Source organism: Glutamicibacter sp. St.4D3 (genome assembly GCF_059728615.1).
Genome location: NZ_AP039380.1, coordinates 1721390 through 1741627, shown reverse-complemented (window position 1 = coordinate 1741627; position 20238 = coordinate 1721390). Strand labels below are relative to the sequence as shown.

The following is a 20238-nucleotide window of genomic DNA, read 5'->3' as shown; positions in this document are numbered from 1 at the left end:
GAAACGCCGTCGATTCGCGTGAATCGACGGCGTTTCGCGTTTCCAGGCAAGGGGAGCATAATTAGTTGTCACCGCGCGAACGTGCTATAAACAATGGATTAAGCACAACGTGTCACGCCGGTGCAAGACCTCGCACTGGCGCACTCGCGGTTAACCACCTGCCGGCCGGACGCTTCCCGGGCAGGGCCGCTACCGGACGGGAAGGAGTTGGGCATGGCATCAGCTAACCTCAACAATTCAAGGCGACGTTCCATCTCACGTCTGGTGCGCTTCCCGGGCCGGGGCACCACCGCGAACACCTCACCGACCCTGGAACCGCTGCTGCGCACGGTCAAGTCCAAGCACCCCAAGGCGGACCTGGACCTGCTGGTGCGCGCCTACCAGGTCGCCGAGAAATACCACGAGGGCCAGAAGCGCAAGAGCGGGGACCCGTACATCACCCACCCGGTGGCGGTGGCCACCATCCTGGCCGAAATGGGCATGACCGGGGCGATCCTGGCCGCGGCGCTGCTGCACGACACGGTGGAGGACACCGACTACTCCCTGGAGCAGGTCACCAAGGACTTCTCCGAGGAAATCGCGATGCTGGTCGACGGGGTCACCAAGCTGGACAAGGTCACCTATGGGGAGGCCGCCCCGGCCGAGACGGTGCGCAAGATGGTCATCGCCATGTCCCGCGACATCCGGGTGCTGCTGATCAAGCTGGCGGACCGGCTGCACAACGCGCGCACCTGGCGCTACGTCTCCCCGGAGTCCAGCTCGCGCAAGGCGAAGGAAACCCTGGAGATCTTCGCCCCGCTGGCCCACCGGCTGGGCATGAACACCGTGAAGTGGGAGCTGGAGGACCTCTCCTTCGCCGCGCTGCACCCCAAGGTGTACCAGGAGATCGTGCGGATGGTGGGGGACCGCACCCCGGAGCGGGAGAAGTACCTGGGCAACGTGCGCGCCATGCTGGCCAACGAGCTGACCACCCAGGGCATCCAGGCCGAGGTCTCGGGCCGTCCGAAGCACTACTACTCGATCTACCAGAAGATGATCGTGCGCGGCAAGGACTTCGATGACATCCACGACCTGATGGGCGTGCGCATCCTGGTGGACTCGGTCAAGGACTGCTATGGGGCGCTGGGCGTGGTGCACACCGAGTGGAACCCGCTGCCGGGCCGCTTCAAGGACTACATCGCGATGCCCAAGCTGAACCTCTACCAGTCGCTGCACACCACGGTGATGGGCCCGGACGGCAAGCCGGTGGAGATCCAGATCCGCACCCACCAGATGCACGTGCGCGCCGAATACGGTGTGGCCGCCCACTTCCAGTACAAGCACGGCAACGCCGACAACTCCGCGCTCTCACCCGAGCAGAACATGGACTGGCTGCGTTCGCTCATGGAATGGCAGGCCGACACCGAGGACTCCGAGGAGTTCCTGGACGGGCTGCGCTATTCGATCTCCTCCAACGAGGTCTACGTCTTCACCCCCAAGGGCGACATCATGTCGCTGCCGGCCGGCTCCACCCCGGTGGACTTCGCCTACTCGGTGCACACCGACGTCGGGCACCGCACCATCGGCTCCCGGGTCAACGGCAAACTCGTGCCGCTGCACACCGAGCTGAAGCAGGGTGACGTGGTGGAGGTGTTCACCTCCAAGGCCGAGGGGGCCGGACCCTCCCAGGACTGGCAGAACTTCGTGCAGTCCGCCCGCGCCAAGGCCAAGATCCGCCAGTTCTTCTCCAAGGAACGGCGTGAGGAGGCCATCGAAAAGGGCAAGGAGCTGCTGACCAAGGAGCTGCGGCGCAACCAGCTGCCGCTGCAGAAGATGATGACCCACGAGCTGCTCACCGCGGTGGCCACCGGGCTGCACCACCAGGACATCTCGGCGCTCTACCAGTCGGTGGGTGACGGGCACACCAGCGCCCAGAACGTCATCGAGCACCTCACCGCGCTGATCGGCCCGCCGGAGTCCGAGCAGGTGGAGGAGGAGGCCCCGGTCGCCCCCGTGGTCTCCAAACCCACCACCGGGAACGATGCCGGCGTGGTGGTCGAGGGGCTGGGCGATGTGCTGGTCAAGCTGGCCCGCTGCTGCTCACCGGTGCCGCCGGATGAGATCACCGGGTTCGTCACCCGCGGCTCGGGGATCTCCGTGCACCGCGCCGACTGCCTGAACCTGGCGCAGCTGAAGGAGCAGACCGACCGGATCGTGGCGGTGTCCTGGGCGGATAAGCATTCGGGGGTGTTCCGGGTGGAGATCATCGTGGAGGCGCTGGACCGCAAGTCGCTGCTTTCCGACGTCACCCGGATCCTGGCCGAAAACCACCTGAGCATCCTCTCGGCCAGCGTGCAGACCACGCGGGAGCGGGTGGCGATCTCCCGCTTCTCCTTCGAAATGGGCGACCCGAAGTTCCTCACCCACGTGCTGAACCAGGTGCGGCGCATCGACGGGGTGTACGACGTGTACCGCACCACCGCCAGCTCCCGGCGCTAAGGGGCCCCGCTACGGTCCGCCGCAGCCCACACCCCAGTCCTCAGGCGGCCTGGGGCTGCATCGACTCCACCAGGCGCAGCCCGCGCTGCACCGGGGAACTGCCCGGCATCCGGTTCAGGCGCTGCAGCACCGCCTGAAGGTGCAGGTACGGGTCCTGCAGGCGCTGGATGCGATCCAGCGCATCGACCACGATCGGCAGCGGGTCGTGGCAGGCCATGTCGCACACGGTGCGCAGCAGGCTGGTCACCGGGACCGGGCCGCGCACCAGCACCTCATCGGGCTCCAGCTGCAGTTGCATGAACTCATAGGGCAACCCGAAACTGGAGGGCACGGGCCGGCGGTAGACCGGGCTGCTGATGCCCATGCTGGACGGGGAGGGAACCAGGCCATGGATCCACCCGGCCGCGGAGCGGCAGAACACCTCCCCGGGCCGCAGCCGCCGCCCGGCGACAAAGTGGGCGATCTGCGCCCGAACGCTCGCGTCGTAGCGGTGGCTGACATCCAGGTAGTGCCCGGGCAGGGTTTCGCGCAGGTAGCCGCGTGAGACCATCGCCCCCAGCTCGTTGCGGGTAAAGGGCTGGCCGATAACGAACAGGTCTTCGGGGATGCGCAGCGCCGCGGGGCGCTGCCTAGTAGTTTTTTCCATGCTGCTACTGAAACAGATTGCCCGCCGCTGTGGCAGGTGAAGTGCCCGGCTGTGGATTACGAGTGCAAGCCAGCGCAATGCGGCGGAAAGAACCAGGGGAGTAAACGCGAACCGCCCACCGCAGGTGCTGCCTGCGGTGGGCGGTTCAAGGCGGTTGGCGGCCTACTGGAAGTCGGCGGCCGACTTCTCCAGGGTGTTCAGCCACATGCGGCGGGCGTCCAGCGCCTCCTGGGCCGCGGCGATCTTCTTCTCGTTGCCCTTCTTCTTGGCCTGCTCCAGGTCCTCCTCCAGCTGGGCGATGGTGTCCTGCAGCTGGGAGAGCATCGAGTTGGAACGGGCCTTGGTTTCCGGGTTGGAACGGCGCCACTGCTCGTCCTCGGCATTGCGCACCGCGTCCTCCACGTGGCGCAGCGCCGCCTCCACCCGTTGCAGGTCCCCGCGCGGCACCTTGCCGGCGGCTTCCCAGCGGTCGCGGATGGATTCCAGGGACTTCTTCGCGGCGTTCAGGTCCTTGATCGGCAGCAGCGCGCGGGCTTCCTCCAGCAGCGCCTCCTTGACCACCAGGTTCTCCCGGAAACTGGCGTCGACCTTCGCGTTCTGCTCGGCACGGGCCTGGAAGAACACGTCCTGCGCGGCGCGGAAGCGGCCCCACAGTGCGTCATCGTCCTTGCGCGAGGCCCGGCGCGACTTCTTCCACTCGTCCATCAGCTTGCGGTACTCGGCGGCGGTGCCGGCCCAGTCGGTGGAATTCTGCAGCGCCTCGGCGCGCTCGATCAGCGCTTCCTTGACCTTCTTCGCCTCGGCGTTCTGCGCATCAAGCTGCGAGAAGTAGGCGCGGCGGTGGCGGTCAAAGGTGGTGCGGGCGGCACGGAAGCGCTTCCACAGCGCGTCCTCGGTGGAGCGCGGCAGGCGCACGGAGGAGCGCTGGGCTTCCTTCCAGGCGTCGAACAGGCCGTTCATGGTCTGCGAGGCGGTCTTCCACTGGATCTGCTCCGGGTTCTTCCCCGCCAGCTCCTCGGCCTGCACGACGATGCCCTCACGGATCTTCTGCTGCTCGGCCCGGGCCTGCTCGGTGGCGCGGCGCTGCTCCTTGCCCAGGGACTCCACGGCGGTGCGCAGGGTTTCCATGCGGGTCTCCAGGGCGGCGATGTCGCCGACCATGGCGCGTTCGGAGACCAGGGCGGCGATGGAGTCGATGGTCTTGGCCATGTCGCCGCTGGGCGCCTTGGCCGCGACCCGCTGCTCGAGCAGCATCATCTGCGAGACCACGTCGTCGTACTTGCGCACGAAGTAGGCCAGCGCCTCATCCTCGGTGGCATCCGGGTACTGGCCCACCGGATGTTCGGTGCCGTCGATGATGACGAACACGTGGCCGTCCTCGGTGACGCGGGCAAACTTGCGCGCCTCATCCAGGGGAGTGGAGTGGTCGGCCGGGGCCGGGGCCGCCGGGGCTACGGCGGGCTTGGCCGCGGGTGCGCCGACAGGCTTGGCCGCGGGTGCGCCGACAGGCTTGGCCGCGGGCGCACCGACAGGCTTCGCGGCGGGTGCCACGGCCTGCGGGGTCGGGGTTATCTGGTTGTCGTCGGATTTCTGACTGGTGGTCACCGCTGAAACTCTTTCACTAACTGAGCACTTGCTTCTAGTAACTCTACCCGTGGCCCCGCTTTCTTTGTAAGCGGATACGCGCAGTATTCTGTTCTATTGCGGCCTAAAATAGGACTTGGCCGCAAACGAACTAAGGAGTTTCATGGCACGCAAGGCCTCATTGTCCGGTTTTCCCGAATGGCTTCCCGCCGAACGCGTGGTTGAACAGCATGTGCTGGACACCCTGCGCCGGGTCTTCGAACTGCACGGTTTTGCGAACATCGAGACCCGTGCGGTCGAAACCCGGGCGCAGCTGCTGCGCAAGGGCGAGATCGACAAGGAGGTCTACGGCCTCTCCCGCCTGGCCGCGGACCCGGAGGAGGAGAAGAACGACCCCAACGCGCTGGCCCTGCACTTCGACTTGACCGTGCCCTTCGCCCGCTACGTGGTGGAGAACGCCGGGCACCTGGCCTTCCCGTTCCGCCGCTACCAGATGCAGAAGGTCTGGCGCGGGGAACGCCCGCAGGACGGACGCTTCCGCGAGTTCACCCAGGCGGACATCGACGTGGTCGGCGACGGGTCGCTGCCGTTCAGCTACGACGTGGAGCTGGCGCTGACGATCGCCGATGCCCTCTCCGCACTGCCGATCGGGGACTTCCGGCTGCGGGTGAACAACCGCAAGCTGGCCGAGGGCTTCTACCGCGGCCTGGGCCTGGAGGATCCGGACGCGGTGCTGCGGGCAATCGACAAGCTGGAGAAGATCGGGGCCGAGAAGGTCGCCGAAATCCTGACCACCGAGGTGGGCACCACCGCGGCCCAGGCGCAGGCCGCCCTGGACCTGGCCGGGATCTGCACCTCGGACACCTCCTTCGTTGAGCAGGTGCGCGCCCTGGGTGTGGAGCACGAACTGCTGGAAACCGGGCTGGACGAGCTCTCCCAGGTGATTGCCGCCGCCTCCAAGCGCGCCCCGGGCAACGTCGTCGCCGACCTGTCCATCGCCCGCGGCCTGGATTACTACACCGGCACCGTGTACGAGACCGTGCTGGTGGGCCACGAGTCCCTGGGCTCGATCTGCTCCGGCGGACGCTACGAGTCGCTGGCCTCCAAGGGCAAGAAGACCTACCCGGGGGTGGGCCTGTCCATCGGGGTGACCCGCCTGGTTTCGCGCATCCTGGCCGAGGAGCTGGTCACTGCGGCCCGCTCGGTGCCGTCGGTGGTTTATGTGACCTTGGCCAACGATGAGGCGTGGCACCAGGCCCAGGACGTGGCCGCGGCGCTGCGTGAGCGCGGGATCGCCTGCGAGGTGGCGGCCAGCGCCGAAAAGTTCGGCAAGCAGATCAAGTACGCTGATCGCCGCGGGATTCCCTTCGTGTGGTTCACCCACGCCGATGGCACCCACGAGGTGAAGGACATCCGCTCCGGCGAGCAGCTCAGCGCCGACCCGGCCACCTGGACCCCGCCGGCCGAGGACCTGACAAATGTTGTCAGCTAGCGCCGTGCACTAAACTCACACGTAGAAAACCCCACGGGTGGCTGGCGGCACTATCCCCGCCTGCCACCCTGCCTCACAGGATTTCCCCTTTTTCGACTGAAAGGACCGTAGTGCTACGCACTCATCAGCTGGGCGAACTAAGCGCCGAGCACATTGGACAGCAGGTCACCCTCACCGGCTGGGTCGCACGTCGTCGCGATCACGGCGGTGTCGCGTTCCTGGATCTGCGCGACGCCTCGGGCATCGCCCAGGTCGTGGTGCGCGACGAGGAGGACTTCCACCCGCTGCGCAATGAGTTCGTGCTGAAGGTGACCGGTAAGGTCGAACGCCGCCCCGAGGGCAATGAGAACCCGGCCATCCCGACCGGTGAGATCGAAGTCCTGGCCGATGAGGTTGAGGTGCTGAACACCTCCGCGCCGCTGCCGTTCCAGATCGACGAGCACGTCGAGGTCGGCGAGGAGGCGCGTCTGCGCCACCGCTACCTTGACCTGCGCCGCCCGGGCCCGGCCAAGGCGCTGCGCCTGCGTTCGGAAGCGAACCGGATCGCCCGCAACCTGCTGCACGACCAGGGCTATGTGGAGATCGAAACCCCGACGCTGACCCGCTCCACCCCGGAAGGCGCCCGCGACTTCGTGGTCCCGGCCCGCCTGTCCCCGGGCAGCTGGTACGCCCTGCCGCAGTCCCCGCAGCTGTTCAAGCAGCTGCTGCAGGTCGGCGGCTTTGAGAAGTACTACCAGATCGCCCGCTGCTACCGCGATGAGGACTTCCGCGCGGACCGCCAGCCGGAGTTCACCCAGCTGGACATCGAGGCCTCGTTCGTCGAGGAAGACGACATCATCGCGCTGGGTGAGGCGCTGGTCAAGGAACTGTGGGCGCTGATCGACGTGCAGATCCCGACCCCGATCCGCCGCATGTCCTACGCCGAGGCGATGGCCAAGTACGGCAGCGACAAGCCGGACCTGCGTTTCGGCCTGGAGCTGAGCGAGATGACCGAGTACTTCGCCAACACCAGCTTCAAGGTGTTCCAGGCGGACTACGTCGGCGCCGTGGTCATGCCCGGCGGGGCCTCCCAGCCGCGCCGCACCCTGGATGCCTGGCAGGAATTCGCCAAGCAGCGCGGCGCCAAGGGCCTGGCCTACGTGCTGATCAAGGAAGACGGGGAGCTGGCCGGCCCGGTGGCCAAGAACCTGTCCGATGAGGAGAAGGCGGGCCTGGCCGAGGCCACCGGCGCGAAGGCCGGGGACTGCATCTTCTTCTCCGCCGGGGACAAGGCCGAAGCGCGCGCCCTGCTCGGCGCGGTGCGCGTGGAAATCGGTCACCGCACCGGCCTGATCAAGGACGGGGACTGGGCGTTCGTGTGGGTCGTGGACGCGCCGATGTTCGAGCCGGCCTCCGCCGCCGTGGCCTCCGGGGATGTGGCCGTGGGCGCCGGTGCCTGGACTGCGGTGCACCACGCCTTCACCAGCCCGAAGCCCGAGTTCATGGACACCTTCGACACCGACCCGGGTTCGGCCCTGTCCTACGCCTACGACATCGTCTGCAACGGCAACGAGATCGGCGGCGGTTCGATCCGTATCCACGACCGCGAGGTGCAGGAACGCGTCTTCAAGGTCATGGGCGTTTCCCAGGAGCAGGCGCAGACCCAGTTCGGCTTCCTGCTGGAGGGCTTCAAGTACGGCGCCCCGCCGCACGGCGGCATCGCCTTCGGCTGGGACCGCGTGCTGCAGCTGCTGACCGGTTCGGAGTCGATCCGCGACGTCATCGCCTTCCCGAAGACCGGTGGCGGCTTCGACCCGCTGACCGCCGCCCCGGCCCCGATCACCGCGCAGCAGCGCAAGGAAGCCGGTATTGACTTCAAGCCGGAGGCCAAGCCGGAGAAGAAGAAGTCCGAGGAGCCCGACGCCACGAAGTAGCACCGCGCGCCAGACAATGACCCGGGGCGGGTGCCGGTTCCAGCAGGGAACCGGCACCCGCCCCGGGTTTTCCTGTCCCCGCACCTGCCCGCCGGCTTCCGGTGGAGGGCTGGCCATACTCCGAATTATCAACTAGGTTGGAACTTGACCTACTGAGGGAGGATGCCCGTGGCCCGCAAGATTCGACGCACCGCCAGCGATGTGGTGCTGGAGCAATGGCCCGCGGGCTACCGCGACTGGGTCGGCCAGTTCCACTTCCGGCTGGTGTGGGGCGGGTTGGATGACACGCAGGCCGCCGCGGAGCTGGAGCGCCAGCTGCAGGCCGTGCGCGACAGCGGTGAGGACCCAGCGGTGCTGCTGGGGGAACCGAACCGGTTCGGGCAGCAGCGGGCTGCGAGCCTGCTGGATCAGACCCAGCGCCTGGAACGCGACCTGCCGATCTTCCGGGGGAGCCAGCTGCTGCGGATCATCTCCTACCTGTGCTTCGGGCTGTTCGTGCTGGCCGCGGTGTTCCTGGGGTTCCGCGACGGATGGCTGAACCACAGTTGGCAGCTGTGGCAGGGCTTGTGCTTCCTGGTTGTCCCGTGGTGTGCGGCGCTCGGCTTGTGGGGGTGGATCAGTTTCCGGATGGGCAGGCTGCGCACCGCCGCCGCCTGCTGGACCGGTGCGGCGATCGCCCTGGTGGCCTTTGGCTGGCTGGTCTCGGCGCTGGACACCGAGCGGGTCCTTCCCGTGGCGAACCTGGTAGTGGGCCTCGGGGCGGCCGGAATGATCGTGCTCACCGCCGTGCTGCCGCGGCGCGAACCGGTGGCACAGGACGATCCGGTGCTCGGCGACGAGCAGTGGTTCACCGCCCTGGAGCGAATCCTGCGCGGACGCTACCTCTTCACCCGCGCCCAGGCACGCGCCGAAGTGGCGCAGCTGCGCGCCCACCTGCAACAGCAGCAGGATGCCGAGGGTAAGGACGAGCCGCCACTGAGCACGCGTGCCGAGGGCGGAGCGCGGCGGGAATTTGGGCCGGTCGCCGGCTACGCCACGATCCTGGCAGCCACGTGCCGGCCCTCGATCGTCCGGCAGCTGCGGCTGCGCAGCCTGGCACTGATCGTGACGCTGGTGTTCTACGGCTGGATCATCCTCACCACGTGGCTCGATGAGGGGCCCGGCTTTGGCACCTGGGTCATGAGCGCCGCCTGGCTGATGCTGTTGATCCTGATGCTGCGCGACCTGATGCCGCACCGCCGCCAGCAGGCCATTGCCAGCATTGCGAGGCGGCGACGCCAGGACGCCGCCGCCCAGGAACGAGCACTGGGCGGGCACGATGACTGAGGTGCGCCCCCAGCTGCCGGGCTCCTGGCAACGCGCTGTCCTGCCCCTGCTGCTGCTGAGCGAGCTGCAGCAGGGCCGACGCCACGGCTACGCGCTGGGCAAGGCGCTGCAGCAGCGTGGCCTGGATCCGGTCAAGGGAGCCACCCTGTATCCGGCGTTGGCCAAGCTCGAGGAGCGCGGGGAGGTTGCGGCTTCCTGGGAGGAAGGCAGCGGTGGGCCCGGCCGCAAGGTCTACGAGCTGACCGACCGGGGACGCGAAGCGCTGGCGCACTACCTGCTGGCCTTCGACCGCCTGACCCGCATCGTCGTGGTGCAGGTACCAGAGACACACCGTGCGCAGCAACAGGGGCAGCCAGGCTGAGCGGCTGGCCGATCCATAGATGCCTGATGCGCGGGGCTTGGTGACCGGCCCGAGGGGACGCTGAACGCCGGCTTAGGCGGCCTTCCAATAGGTGTTGCGCCGCGGAATCTGCAACGGATCTATGTGCTTGGGATACAGCACATGGGGCAGTCCCTTGTACCGGATGATCTTGAACAATCCGGCATGCACATCGGCGTGGTGTCCCTTGCAGGCGCCGGCGCCCTTGTCCACACTGGTCGGACAGCCTCCGGCCCAGCCCCCATCCTCGTAGTGGTGGGCTTCCACCAGTTCCGGGGGCACCGTGCATCCGGGCACAATGCAGCCCCCGTCCCTGGCGATGATGATCTTGCGCTGCACCGTGTTGTACAGCCTTTGGGATCTGCCAACGTCCAGCACCTGCCCCAGGGAGTTGAACATCATCGGGATCAGCCGTGCCTGGCACAACAGGAGCCGCAGTTCCGTGGCCCCGATCCGCTGGCCGTGGGCGGTGACGCCCTTGGCTTGAGCCAGATTCAGCAGGCTGTCATAGTCCAGATGCACCACCACTTCGGGGGTGACGGTCTTGGTCTTGCCGGTTCCGTCCATGTTTTGCGACAGCAGGGCCACCAGGGCGTTCAGTCGGCGGCGTGCGGCGCTGACCTCCGGCGCCGTGAAGTCCGATTCTGGTGTTTGGGCTGCTGCCGGCGCCGGGGGAGCTTGAGTCGGATCGCTTGCAGCTGGGGGACCGGCGTCGGGGTCAACGGCCCACTGCGGCGGTGGCTGGTCGGTGCGCAGCCAGTCCGGATCCGGGACCAGGGGAGCAGGATCCGGTGCCCCGTCCGCTCCGGTTGACCCATTGGCTGGTGTGGCCGCCGGGGATGCTGCACTGCCTTTCGCCTCGCTGGGGCCACCGGGGGCCGATGGTTCCGGCTGGTTGCCGGAATCCAGTTCCTTCCCCGTCATGCCCCGGTCCTTGGCCGAACCGGTGCCGCTGGCCTGCGCGGCGGCGCCGTCGGCGGCGATACGGGCCGCGGTTCCGGCCTGGGTGCGCCAGTTATCGGCCTGCGCGATCAGCGAGCGAATGCGTTCGGCGTCCGCTCCCACGGCGCGGATCACAAACTCCTGCACCCCGTGGCGGGTGGGCCGCACAAACAGGCCCAGCTCCGGTGGGATGTTCTCCCCGTTGGCTTCCCGGTACTCGGCGACCAGGGCGCCGAGCTTCTTCTTCGCGGTGCGCTGCTCCTCAGCGCGCAGGATCGCGGCCGCATGCTCCTCGAGCAGCAGCCCGTCCTGGGCGGTGGCGGTCAGTGTGGTATCCACCCCGTTGAAGATTTCATCGGGGGCCTCAAGCCTGTCCAGGGCGCGGGCTGCCTGCGCCACCTGCCGCCGGTCGATCGATGGGTCGCGGTACACCCCGGCCAGCCGTTCGAAGCGCGGATTGCAGCGGGTGCCCTCCATGGTCCGCCGCCCCACCAGCCGGTGGGCGTCGGCGATGCGTCCGGCCGCCTCGTGATAGTCGATGTTCAGCCACGCGGCCAGCAGGTTCGCGGTGTCCTTGTAGCAGGTGCGCCCGCGCACCCGTTGGGCCGGGGACTGGAAGTTGGTGGTGCCCGCGGCCAGGGCATCGTACTCCTGCAAAGTCAGCGAGTGCGCGCCGGCCAGTTCGGCGTCCAGCGCCACTTCCAGCTGCTCGCCGTGGATCAGCCAGGCGAACTGTTCAACGAGCTTGGCGTGGGCCAGCACCAGGCGCGGATCGTGGTGGCAGTGCACCAGACGGCCCAGGGCGGTGAACAGCGCAAGGCACAGGCGACCCAGTTCCAGGATCATGCCTGCCGAGAGCCGGCTACCCAGCTCGGTGGAGGCGCGGCGCAGCGTGGCAAGCGCCGTGGCCAGTGATTGCGTGTTCATGCCTCCCAGCGTGCCCGCTGCGGGCACGCTGTGGGGTGGCGGCCTGAAAATTGTGGATAACTATTTGTGGGGTCCCCCGCCTACCCACCCACGAGTGCCCGTCCAATGAGTCCGTTCCTGGGTACCCGCCCACACGAGCCCGACCTCTGGAGTCGGTCGAGCAGGCCTGGCCCCGCACGGCCCGTGCAGCGCTGCACGGACAAGGCCTGGACATGGCCCGGGCAGTGCCGGGAGCCGGAGGTTAGGGCAGGTCGGCAGAATCCACCAGCAGGGTCACCGGACCGGAGTTGGTCAGCGAAACCTCCATCATCGCCCCGAAGCGCCCGGTGGCGACCTCTGCGCCCAGCTCGCGCAGGTAGGAGACGAAGTAGTTGTACAGCGGTTCGCTGTGCGCCCCGCCGGCGGCCTGCGTCCAGGATGGGCGCCGGCCCTTGCGCACCGAGCCGTAGAGCGTGAACTGGCTGATCACCAGCAGTGGCGCGTTCTGGGATTCGGCGCTGGTTTCCCCCTCCAGGATGCGCAGCCGGTAGATTTTCTCGGCGACCTTGCGCGCGGTGGCCTGGTCGTCCTCGTGGGTGATGCCCAGCAGCACCACCAGTCCCGGGGCGCCCAGTTCACCGACCACCGTCCCCTCCACCTCGACCTTGGCCTGGCTGGCTACCTGCACAACGGCGCGCATACTGTCCCTTCGCTTGGTATTGCTTCTGGCGGCTGGTTCCACCGCTGATTCCGCGGCTGAGCTGCGGGCAGGCCGCGCGGGTGATCCGCGGCGGCCGGGGCGGGTGGGCCCCGGTGGCTGCCCGTACCAGAGTATCGGTAGGGTGGAGTGGTGAACGATTTGCTCGATGGGCTGAACGATGAACCGGTCAAACGCCCGCGGCCCCCACTGGCGGTGCGGATGCGCCCGCGCACCCTGGATGAGCTGGTCGGCCAGCAGCACCTGCTCGGTCCCGGCTCCCCGCTGCGCCAGCTGGCCGAGTCGCCGTCCACCGGGCCCTCCGGTCCGGCCAGCGTGATCCTCTACGGCCCGCCGGGGATCGGCAAGACCACCATCGCGCACGTGATCGCCCGGGCCACGGACCGCAAGTTCGTGGAGCTTTCGGCGATCACCGCCGGGGTGAAGGATGTGCGCCGGGTGATGGAGCAGGCCAAGGACGACCGGGACCTGCGCGGGATGACCACGGTCCTGTTCCTCGATGAGATCCACCGCTTCAACAAGGCCCAGCAGGATGCGCTGCTGCCCGGGGTGGAGAACCGCCAGGTGGTGCTGGTGGCCGCGACCACCGAAAACCCGTCGTTCTCGGTGATTTCCCCGCTGCTTTCGCGCTCGCTGCTGCTGACCCTGCGTCCGCTGGAGGAAGGGGACATCACCGCCCTGCTCACCCGCGCGGTGGCCGATGAGCGCGGGTTCAACGATGAGGTGGCGCTGCCCGATGAGCAGCGGGAGACGATCGTGCGCCTGGCCCAGGGCGATGCCCGCCGCGCGCTGACCGTGCTGGAGGCGGCCGCAGCGGTGGCCTGGAACGCGGCCGGGCCGAACCCGCAGCCGCCGGTGGTGATCGAGGAGGGGCACGTGCACCTGGCCATGGACCAGGCGGTGGCCCGCTACGACCGGGACGGGGACCAGCACTACGACATCATCAGCGCGTTCATCAAGTCGATCCGCGGCTCGGACGTGGACGCGGCGCTGCACTACCTGGCCCGGATGCTGCATGCGGGGGAGGACCCGCGCTTCATCGCCCGGCGGCTGATGATCAGCGCCAGCGAGGACATCGGGATGGCCGATCCCACCGCGCTGCCGCTGGCGGTGGCCGCCGCCCAGTCGGTGCAGCTGACCGGGATGCCCGAGGCGCGGATCATGCTCGGGCAGGCGACCGTGCACCTGGCCACCGCACCGAAGTCCAACGCCTCCTACCTGGCCATCAACCAGGCGCTGGCCGACGTGCAGGCCGGCAAGGGCGCGAAGGTGCCCGACCACCTGCGCGACGCCCACTACCCGGGGGCCAAGGCGCTGGGGCACGGGGTGGGTTACATCTACTCCCACGACGCCCCGCATTCGATCGCCACCCAGCAGTACGCCCCCGATGACCTGGCCGGGGTGAACTACTACACGCCCACCGCCAACGGCGCGGAGAAGCCGATCGCCGACCGGCTGGCCCGGCTGCGGGCGATCATCCGCGGCAAGCGCTGAACCGGCCCGGAGCCCACCGAACCCCGCATCCACAGTCCAACCGCGTCCCGACCACGCTCGGATGCGAGCTTGCTTACACCCCGCCGGCCCGATCCGCCGCGATGCCCGCGGGCCGGGGTGAAGGGTGTAAAGTTGATCCTTGGCTGGCAAGCCGCGCCCTCGGGCGTGGTTGCAGTGCTCACCGGGACGCGACGCCCCACCACTCTCCACCCTGGAGGCCAGTTACCATCCGTCGCTAAACAGAAGAGGACACATTTATGGCTAACGCCCGTGCCCGCCGTACCGTGCGCCTGTCGCGCGCACTTGGCATTGCACTGACCCCGAAGGCTGAGAAGTACATGGAGCGCCGTCCGTACGGCCCCGGTCAGCATGGTCGTGCCCGCAAGAAGCAGGACAGCGACTACGCAGTGCGTCTGCGCGAGAAGCAGCGTCTGCGCGCCCAGTACGGCATCCGCGAAGTCCAGATGCTCAACGCCTTCAAGGAAGCCAAGCGCCTTGGCGGGGAGACCGGCGGCAACCTGCTGGCCCTGCTCGAGTCCCGCCTGGACGCCCTGGTGCTGCGTGCCGGCTTCGCCCGCACCATCCAGCAGGCCCGCCAGCTGGTCGTGCACCGCCACATCATGGTCAACGGCCAGCGTGTGGACCGCCCCTCGTTCAAGGTGAAGCCGGGTCAGGTGATCCACGTTCACGAGAAGAGCGAGAAGATGGTTCCGTTCCAGATGGCCGCCGCTGGCGAGCACGCACAGGTGCTGCCGGCCGTTCCGGGCTACCTGGACGTGAAGCTGGAGTCGCTGCAGGCCACCTACGTGCGCCTGCCCGAGCGCTCGGAGATCCCGGTGACCTGCGAAGAGAACCTCGTGGTCGAGTACTACGCACGCTAGGCCACCCGCCACGTGTGCGCCGATGGCCCGCAACCGTCCACGGTTGCGGGCCATCGGTCCTTAACTACCTGTTCGGCCAATCGGTTCGATAAGGTGGACTGGCACCGAAGAACAACAGCAGAAGAGGAAGCTCATGTCGGGTTCGGATATTGCAGGTCTCATCGCCGCCGGCGTCTTCGCCATCCTGGTGGCGTTGCTGGCGGTCCCCATCATCAAGTTGGGAAAGGTTTTCGATGAGCTGCGCGACTCGATCAAGGACCTGTCCGACGGCACCACCCCGCTGATCGGGGAAGTGGCCAACACCGTGGCCACCACGAACGACCAGCTGAAGAAGGTCGACGCGATCACCTCCAACGTTTCGGACGCCACCGCGAACGCCTCGGCGCTGTCCTCGCTGGCGGCCGCCACCCTGGGCAAGCCGCTGATCAAGGTCGCCGCCTTCACCTCCGGGGTGAAGGCGGCGATGAACACCAAGCCGCGCGGCACCGGCCGCCGCAGCCGTTAGGAGTCAGGCATGAAGAAGCTGATGTGGGTCGCCATTGGTGTCGGCGTGGGCATCCTGGCCACCCGGAAGTACACCGACATCTCCTCCGGCAGCGCGCTGAACCGGCAGGTGGGCAAGTACGCCGACAACATCGCGGATGTGGCCGCCGCCTTCCGTGAGGGCATGCACAGCCGCGAACAGGAACTGCGCTCCGCGTTGGGCGTGGAAGAGAACACTATGAAGGGATCGTCCTCAGCACGATGAAAACGCAGGAAATTGCCCGCCGCTGGATCGACTTTTTCGTTTCGAAGGGTCACACCGCGGTTCCCAGCGCCTCGCTGGTCTCCACCGACCCGTCACTGCTGTTCACGGTGGCCGGCATGGTCCCGTTCATCCCCTACCTGACCGCCGTGGAGGAACCGCCCTACAGCCGGGCCACTTCCGTGCAGAAGTGCATCCGCACCGCGGACATCGAAGAGGTCGGCAAGACCGTGCGCCACGGCACCTTCTTCCAGATGTGCGGCAACTTCTCCTTCGGGGACTACTTCAAGGAAGAGGCGATCACCTTCGCCTGGGAGCTGCTGACCAACCCGGTCGCCGAGGGCGGCTACGGGCTGGACCCGCAGCGGCTGTGGGTCACCGTCTACGAGGACGGCGAGGAGCGCGACGAGGAAGCCCGGCGCATCTGGGAAGAGAAGATCGGCCTGCCGCGCGAGCGGGTCGTGGGCACCGGCAAGGAAGACAACTACTGGAACACCGGCCAGCCCGGCCCCGGCGGCCCCTGCTCGGAGATCTACTACGACCGCGGCCCCGAATACGGCATGGAGGGCGGCCCGGCGGTCGACGAGACCCGCTACATCGAGATCTGGAACCTGGTGTTCATGCAGTACCGGCTTTCAGCGGTGCGCTCGAAGACCGACTTCGACGTGGCCGGTGAGCTGCCCAAGCGCAACATCGACACCGGGCTGGGCCTGGAGCGCCTGGCGATGATCCTGCAGGGCGTGGAGAACATGTACGAGACCGACCAGGTGCGCCCGGTGCTGGACCGCGCCGCCGCCCTGGCCCAGGTGCGCTACACCTCCACCGAGGACCCGGCGGACCCGAACCACGCCAACGACGTGCGCCTGCGCATGATCGCCGACCACATCCGCAGCGCCCTGATGCTGATCTCCGACGGGGTCACCCCCGGCAACGAGGGCCGCGGCTACGTGCTGCGCCGCCTGATCCGCCGCGCCGTGCGCGCCATGCGCCTGATGGGCGTCGAATCCGAGGTGCTGCCCCAGCTGCTGCCGGTCTCCCGCGACGCGATGAAGGGCGTCTACCCGGAGGTGGAGGCCGACTTCGAGCGCATCGCCCGGATCGCCTACGCCGAGGAGCGCGCCTTCCGCCGCACCATCGCCTCGGGCACCACCCGGCTGGATGAGGCCCTGGCCCACGCCAAGGCCGAGGGCGCCAACCTGTCCGGGGACGAGGCGTTCGCGCTGCACGACACCTACGGCTTCCCGATCGACCTGACCCTGGAGATCGCCTCCGAGGCCGGGCTGGCCGTGGACGAGTCCCGTTTCCGCGAGCTGATGAGCGAACAGCGCACCCGCGCGCAGAAGGACGCGAAGGCCAAGAAGTCCGGGCACGCGGATTTGTCGCTGTACAACAAGCTGGCCGAGGCCGGTTCGGTGCACTTCACCGGCTACGACACCCTGGAGGGTGAATCCAAGATCCGCGGGATCGTGCGCGACGGGCAGCTGGTGCCGTTCGCCGAGCAGGGCCAGCAGATCGACCTGGTGCTCGATGAGACCCCGTTCTACGCCGAGGCCGGCGGCCAGGCCGGGGACGTGGGGCTGATCACCGGTGACGGCTTCGTGCTGGAGGTCACCGACGTGCAGGCCCCGCTCAAGGGCCTGAACGTGCACAAGGCCGTGGTGCGCGAGGGCGAGCTGCCGGCCGAGGCGCTGGTGCGCACCCAGGTCGATGCGGTCCGCCGCCACTCCGGGGAGCAGGCCCACTCGGCCACCCACCTGGTGCACGCCGCGCTGCGCCAGCTGCTGGGCCAGGAGGCCACCCAGGCCGGGTCGTTCAACAAGGCCGGCTACCTGCGCTTTGACTTCTCCTGGGCCGAGCAGCTTTCGGCCGAGGCCCGCCTGGAGATCGAGGAAGTGGTGAACCTGGCGATCCTGGCCAACCACAACGTGATCACCAACGAGATGGCCCTGTCCGAGGCCAAGGCCCGCGGCGCGATCGGGCTGTTCGGGGAGAAGTACGGCAACCAGGTGCGCGTGGTGGAGATGAACGGGGACTGGTCGCGCGAACTGTGCGGCGGCACCCACGTGGGCTCCACCGCCACCATCGGGCAGCTGACCCTGCTTTCGGAGGCCTCGGTCGGTTCGGGCAACCGCCGCGTCGAGGCGCTGGTGGGCATGGAGGCGTTCAAGCACGGGGCCGCCGAGCGCGCCCTGGTCAACGAGCTGTCCACGATGTTCAAGGTGCCCTCCGGGCAGGTCACCGAGCGCGTGAACGAGACCGTGGCGAAGCTGAAGGCCGCCGAGAAGCAGATCTCCGAGCTGAAGGCCGCCGCGCTGCTGGCCCAGGCGCAGGGGCTGCTGGACTCGGTGCAGCAGGTGGGCGGCGTGAAGCTGCTGGCCCACGACACCGGCGCCGTGGATTCGGCCGATGCGCTGCGCACCCTGGCCCTGGATCTGCGCGGCAAGCTGGGCAGCGAGCCGGCGGTGATCGTGCTGATCGGCGTGGCCGGCGGACGCCCGCTGGTGCTGGCCGCCACGAATGAGGCCGCCCGCGCGGCCGGGCACAAGGCCGGCGCGCTGGTGCGCACCGCGACCGGGGTGCTTGGCGGCGGTGGCGGCGGCAAGGACGACATGGCCCAGGGCGGGGGCAAGGACGCGTCGAAGATCGGCCCGGCCCTGGAGGCGATCCGTTCGGCCGTGGCCAATGCCTGATCCGCACCAGGTGCCCGAGCCGGGGCACGCCGCCGGCCAGCAGGCCCCCGCCGGGAAACCGGCGGGGGCCTGCCCCGGCGCGCTGCTGGGCGTGGACGTGGGCGCGGCCCGGGTGGGGGTGGCCGTCGCGCAGGCCGATTCCGGGCTGGCGCTGCCGGTGTCCACGCTGCGCCGGGATGTGAAGAAGAACTCGGATCGGCGGATCCTGCTGAAAATGGTGCTTGATCGCCAAGTTACCGACGTGTACATTGGGGAGCCGAAGTCGCTGTCCGGCAACGCCACCGAATCCACGAAAATGGCCCGTGACTACGCCATCTCGCTGGCCGAGGAGGCCCATGAGGCGGGGATCGAACTCGGCGTGTGGCTGATCGACGAACGGCTGAGCACGGTCAGCGCGCACCGGGCGCTGCATGAGGCCGGACGCAAGTCCCGCAGCCACCGCGAGGTGGTGGACCAGGCGGCCGCCGTGGAAATACTGCAACAGGTCCTGGACCGCAAGCACAACCAGGTGCCCATCCAGGCCAGCCGGGTCGTCATCCGCTGATGCCCCAGCCCCCATCCGACGCAGGAGAGAGCCCAATGCGAGACGAATCTCGACGGGAAGCACAACGCCAGGCACGCCAGGAACTGCACCAGCGGTTCCTGGACGGCGCCCACGGCGGGCTGCCGACCCCGGGGCAGCCGGAAATCATCGGCGCCTCCCTGCCCGCCCCCGCCCTGAGCGAGGAACACACCTCCGCCGACGAGCTGGCCCTGGCCGCGGCGAACACCACCCAGTTCGACGCCGCCGAGCCGGCGCCGTGGCAGAGCCCCCACCACGGGCACCACGTGCGCCGGGACGACGCGCAGCCGGCCGGGGAGCCGGCCGCCGGGATCAGCGCGCCGGTCGCGGCCGCGCACCTGTACCAGGAGGAACCCGAATCCCAGGTCCGCGCCCGGCGCCAGCGCAGCAAGCGCCGGCGCAACCTGGTGATGGCCGCCACCGTGCTGATCTTCGCGCTGGTCGTGGCCGGCGCCGGGTTCACCGTGCGCGGCATCTACAAGGCGTTCAACCCCGATGACTATCCCGGCCCCGGCGGGGCGCAGGTTGAATTCGTCGTGGAGGACGGCTGGGGCGTGGGGATCATCTCCCGCAAGCTCGAGGAGCTGGACGTCGTCTCCGACGACAAGCTGTTCGTCAAGGCCATGGACGCCTCCGCGGCCGGGAACAAGGTCATCCACCCGGGCACCTATGTGCTGCAAAAGCAGCTGCCGGCCGCCGAGGCCGTGGACCTGATGGTGGACAACCGCCCGGACAAGGTCTTCTACGTGGGCCTGAAGCAGAACATGCGCCTGAACGCGGCCCTGGAGGAAATTGCCAAGGGCTCGGGGCTGGAGCTGAAGGAACTGACCGAGCTGGCCAACGACACCGAACGCTTCGGGCTGCCCAGGGAGGCGAAGAACCTGGAGGGCTACCTGCACCCGGGCGAATACCGCTTCGCCCTGGACACCAGCGCCGAAGAGGTGCTGCGCCAGCTGGTGGACTCCACCACCGCCACCCTGGCCGAGCACGGGGTGAACGACCCGGCCCAGGGCTACCGGGTGCTGAAGATCGCCTCGATCCTGCAGGCCGAAGCCCAGCCGAAGGACTACGCGGTGGTCGCCGGCGCACTGAACAACCGGCTGTCCGAGCAGAACGACCAGACCCACGGGCTGCTGCAGGTGGACTCCGCGGTGATCTACGGGCTGGACCGCTACACCCTGCAGTTCTCCAAGCAGGAGAAGGCCGATAAGTCCAACCCGTACAACACCTACGTGCACCGCGGGCTGCCGCCCACCCCGATCGGCTCCCCGGCCGACTCGGCGATCGCCGCGGCCGTGAACCCGCAGGAGAACGACTTCTACTACTGGGTGACGGTGAACATCGCCACCGGGGAAACCAAGTTCGCCCGCACCTACCAGGAGCACCAGCGCTACCAGCAGGAGTTCCGTGACTGGTGCCAGGCCAACCCGGGGCAGTGCTAGGCTCCATCGCCACCGAAGAACAACGCGCAAGCCACCGACA

General features: G+C 68.3%; 16 protein-coding genes. 12 read left to right on the top strand and 4 right to left on the bottom strand.

The window, feature by feature from the left end:
* The first annotated feature begins 213 nt into the window (after nucleotides 1-213).
* On the top strand, nucleotides 214-2478 hold the full coding sequence (locus AC6I21_RS07975) for a RelA/SpoT family protein (protein ID WP_497762134.1): 2265 nt from the start codon (nucleotides 214-216) through the stop codon (nucleotides 2476-2478).
* Between the two features lie 40 nt (nucleotides 2479-2518).
* Here AC6I21_RS07975 and AC6I21_RS07970 read toward each other — a convergent pair whose 3' ends face one another.
* Together AC6I21_RS07970 and AC6I21_RS07965 are read right to left on the bottom strand one after the other, a co-directional pair.
* Complete coding sequence (locus tag AC6I21_RS07970; RefSeq protein WP_497762133.1) at nucleotides 2519-3124, bottom strand: hypothetical protein; 606 nt, start codon at nucleotides 3122-3124, stop codon at nucleotides 2519-2521.
* Between the two features lie 162 nt (nucleotides 3125-3286).
* Nucleotides 3287-4729: a DUF349 domain-containing protein gene (locus AC6I21_RS07965; RefSeq protein WP_497762132.1), complete on the bottom strand. Its 1443-nt coding sequence runs from the start codon at nucleotides 4727-4729 to the stop codon at nucleotides 3287-3289.
* Nucleotides 4730-4871: 142 nt separating this feature from the next.
* On the opposite strand from AC6I21_RS07965, the gene hisS reads away from it, so the two are divergent.
* The 4 genes from hisS to AC6I21_RS07945 all read left to right on the top strand — a co-directional run bounded on the left by hisS (nucleotide 4872) and on the right by AC6I21_RS07945 (nucleotide 9800).
* Complete coding sequence (gene hisS, locus AC6I21_RS07960; RefSeq protein WP_497762131.1) at nucleotides 4872-6200, top strand: histidine--tRNA ligase; 1329 nt, start codon at nucleotides 4872-4874, stop codon at nucleotides 6198-6200.
* Nucleotides 6201-6310: 110 nt separating this feature from the next.
* On the top strand, nucleotides 6311-8113 hold the full coding sequence (gene aspS, locus AC6I21_RS07955) for an aspartate--tRNA ligase (protein WP_497762130.1): 1803 nt from the start codon (nucleotides 6311-6313) through the stop codon (nucleotides 8111-8113).
* Nucleotides 8114-8281: 168 nt separating this feature from the next.
* Complete coding sequence (locus AC6I21_RS07950; protein WP_497762129.1) at nucleotides 8282-9439, top strand: hypothetical protein; 1158 nt, start codon at nucleotides 8282-8284, stop codon at nucleotides 9437-9439.
* A complete protein-coding gene (locus AC6I21_RS07945; RefSeq protein WP_497762128.1) occupies nucleotides 9432-9800 on the top strand; it encodes a PadR family transcriptional regulator in 369 nt (122 codons plus the stop codon). Before AC6I21_RS07950 ends, AC6I21_RS07945 begins: the two co-directional genes overlap by 8 nt.
* A 72-nt stretch (nucleotides 9801-9872) precedes the next feature.
* Here AC6I21_RS07945 and AC6I21_RS07940 read toward each other — a convergent pair whose 3' ends face one another.
* A complete protein-coding gene (locus AC6I21_RS07940) occupies nucleotides 9873-11687 on the bottom strand; it encodes an HNH endonuclease signature motif containing protein (protein WP_497762127.1) in 1815 nt (604 codons plus the stop codon).
* Between the two features lie 241 nt (nucleotides 11688-11928).
* Nucleotides 11929-12366 carry a D-aminoacyl-tRNA deacylase gene (gene dtd / locus AC6I21_RS07935; RefSeq protein WP_346922284.1) on the bottom strand — a complete coding sequence of 146 codons (438 nt, stop codon included), beginning with the start codon at nucleotides 12364-12366 and terminating at the stop codon, nucleotides 11929-11931.
* Between the two features lie 219 nt (nucleotides 12367-12585).
* Here dtd and AC6I21_RS07930 point away from each other — a divergent pair, with 219 nt between their 5' ends.
* The 7 genes from AC6I21_RS07930 (at nucleotide 12586) to mltG (ending at nucleotide 20198) form a co-directional block, all read left to right on the top strand.
* Nucleotides 12586-13878, top strand: coding sequence for a replication-associated recombination protein A (locus AC6I21_RS07930; RefSeq protein ID WP_425545594.1), 1293 nt, complete (start codon nucleotides 12586-12588; stop codon nucleotides 13876-13878).
* Nucleotides 13879-14135: 257 nt separating this feature from the next.
* Nucleotides 14136-14759 (top strand): 30S ribosomal protein S4, encoded by a 624-nt coding sequence (gene rpsD, locus AC6I21_RS07925; protein WP_138174096.1) that lies wholly within the window; start codon nucleotides 14136-14138, stop codon nucleotides 14757-14759.
* Nucleotides 14760-14892: 133 nt separating this feature from the next.
* Nucleotides 14893-15264, top strand: a complete 372-nt coding sequence (locus AC6I21_RS07920) for a DUF948 domain-containing protein (protein ID WP_054821639.1) — start codon at nucleotides 14893-14895, stop codon at nucleotides 15262-15264.
* Nucleotides 15265-15273: 9 nt separating this feature from the next.
* On the top strand, nucleotides 15274-15507 hold the full coding sequence (locus tag AC6I21_RS07915; protein ID WP_054821640.1) for a hypothetical protein: 234 nt from the start codon (nucleotides 15274-15276) through the stop codon (nucleotides 15505-15507).
* A complete protein-coding gene (gene alaS, locus AC6I21_RS07910) occupies nucleotides 15504-18194 on the top strand; it encodes an alanine--tRNA ligase (protein WP_497762126.1) in 2691 nt (896 codons plus the stop codon). The genes AC6I21_RS07915 and alaS overlap by 4 nt, the downstream gene beginning before the upstream one ends.
* Entirely contained in the window at nucleotides 18187-18738 is a 552-nt protein-coding gene (gene ruvX / locus AC6I21_RS07905) for a Holliday junction resolvase RuvX (RefSeq protein WP_497762125.1), read from the top strand. The genes alaS and ruvX overlap by 8 nt, the downstream gene beginning before the upstream one ends.
* A 35-nt stretch (nucleotides 18739-18773) precedes the next feature.
* A complete protein-coding gene (mltG, locus tag AC6I21_RS07900) occupies nucleotides 18774-20198 on the top strand; it encodes an endolytic transglycosylase MltG (RefSeq protein WP_497762124.1) in 1425 nt (474 codons plus the stop codon).
* The last annotated feature ends 40 nt before the right edge of the window (nucleotides 20199-20238 follow it).

Bases quoted from the DNA above. Each gene is read 5' to 3' on its own strand.
- hisS (WP_497762131.1), top strand. From the start codon at position 4,872: ATGGCACGCAAGGCCTCATTGTCCGGTTTTCCCGAATGGCTTCCCGCC.
- AC6I21_RS07915 (WP_054821640.1), top strand. From the start codon at position 15,274: ATGAAGAAGCTGATGTGGGTCGCCATTGGTGTCGGCGTGGGCATCCTG.
- AC6I21_RS07920 (WP_054821639.1), top strand. From the start codon at position 14,893: ATGTCGGGTTCGGATATTGCAGGTCTCATCGCCGCCGGCGTCTTCGCC.
- AC6I21_RS07975 (WP_497762134.1), top strand. From the start codon at position 214: ATGGCATCAGCTAACCTCAACAATTCAAGGCGACGTTCCATCTCACGT.
- AC6I21_RS07970 (WP_497762133.1), bottom strand. From the start codon at position 3,124: ATGGAAAAAACTACTAGGCAGCGCCCCGCGGCGCTGCGCATCCCCGAA.
- AC6I21_RS07930 (WP_425545594.1), top strand. From the start codon at position 12,586: ATGCGCCCGCGCACCCTGGATGAGCTGGTCGGCCAGCAGCACCTGCTC.
- AC6I21_RS07940 (WP_497762127.1), bottom strand. From the start codon at position 11,687: ATGAACACGCAATCACTGGCCACGGCGCTTGCCACGCTGCGCCGCGCC.
- rpsD (WP_138174096.1), top strand. From the start codon at position 14,136: ATGGCTAACGCCCGTGCCCGCCGTACCGTGCGCCTGTCGCGCGCACTT.
- ruvX (WP_497762125.1), top strand. From the start codon at position 18,187: ATGCCTGATCCGCACCAGGTGCCCGAGCCGGGGCACGCCGCCGGCCAG.
- AC6I21_RS07945 (WP_497762128.1), top strand. From the start codon at position 9,432: ATGACTGAGGTGCGCCCCCAGCTGCCGGGCTCCTGGCAACGCGCTGTC.
- dtd (WP_346922284.1), bottom strand. From the start codon at position 12,366: ATGCGCGCCGTTGTGCAGGTAGCCAGCCAGGCCAAGGTCGAGGTGGAG.
- alaS (WP_497762126.1), top strand. From the start codon at position 15,504: ATGAAAACGCAGGAAATTGCCCGCCGCTGGATCGACTTTTTCGTTTCG.
- mltG (WP_497762124.1), top strand. From the start codon at position 18,774: ATGCGAGACGAATCTCGACGGGAAGCACAACGCCAGGCACGCCAGGAA.